Annotated in this window: 1 protein-coding gene; it reads left to right on the top strand. The window is 51.2% G+C overall.

Translation table 11 applies throughout. The annotated features are described in order from the left end of the window. Positions 1-117 precede the first annotated feature (117 nt). Positions 118-1,169, top strand: a 1,052-nt coding sequence (locus tag ACQ4M5_RS41730) for a transposase (RefSeq protein ID WP_430681687.1), incomplete at its 3' end; no start/stop codon positions are given.

Below are 1,169 nucleotides of genomic sequence, written 5' to 3'. Positions count from 1 at the left end.
CTTAGTGATGTAGAAAAGTCCTGAAACGATTAGTTTATCGAGAGTCTTATGTGAGACAAGAATAGCTTGGGCGGGGCAAATTGTGAGATGCTCAAGTTCCTACACCAAAGCAATCTTATGCAGTTGCCCCACTTGTATCGTGAACTAAGCAATCAATTCCGTCAATGGATTCAACCGCGCGACCAACGGCACTTGGAAGGCGTGTCCGAAGCAGTCGCCGCAATTCTACAATCCGAGAGTGCTTGTCTGAATCATTGGCTGCCCTATTTAAGCCATCGCGGTTGTACTGCTCGCAGCCATCATGCCCGCTTAAACTATTTGCTGACCAATCCGCAGGTGAATGCTCAAACTTTCTACACCCCACTGTTGCAGCAGTTGCTGCAAGCCTTTGTCGGTGCGGACTTGCTGTTAACGCTCGATACCAGTGTGTTGTGGGATCAGTTCTGTTGGGTGGCAGTCTGTTTCGTCTGGGGTGGACGCTCGTTCACGTTAGCTCAAGTGGTTTTGGAACATGGCAGCGCCACGGTTGCGTTTGACGCTTATCTTCCAGTCTTAGAACAGGTGTTAAGCCTGCTGCCGAGCGATTGTCGGGTGACGCTGCTTGCAGATCGGGGATTTGAGCATGGGGAGTTGATGCGGTGGTGTAATCGGCACTCATGGGAGTGGTTGATTCGTGCCAAAAGCAATCTCACGATTACGGTCGCGCCAGGAGTTTCTCAGTCTGTTGCTCAACTGTTGCCTCCGGTCGAGCAAGTCTACCTGTTCCCGAATGTGATGATTTTGGAGGACATCTCCTGCCATCTCGCAACTGCCACGCTGCAAGGGGTGCAGGAGTCTTGGGCTGTTCTCAGTAGTCAACCGCCTTCTTTGCAAACATTTGAGCGCTACGGGCATCGCTTTGGCGGTATCGAACCCCATATCAAGGATTACAAGTCTGCTGCCTTTGACATCATTCCGTCTCATCTGCGCGATGCCACAGCACTTACCAGTCTTTTCATGCTGCTCGATATCGCGACGCTGATTGCTTTGGTCTTAGGCTTCTTGCTCGTTCGTTGCGGTCAGCGCAAATGGCTCGATTCTCATCCAGAGCGCGGGTTGAGTTTTCTGCAATTGGGCTTGCGTTATCTCAAACAACTGCGGTATCTAGGGCAACCGTTGCCTCAATTTCA

It is taken from the genome of Leptolyngbya sp. AN10, assembly GCF_050565645.1.
Taxonomy (GTDB): Bacteria; Cyanobacteriota; Cyanobacteriia; order Leptolyngbyales; family Leptolyngbyaceae; genus Leptolyngbya.
This window is presented reverse-complemented; position numbering and strand designations above follow the sequence as displayed.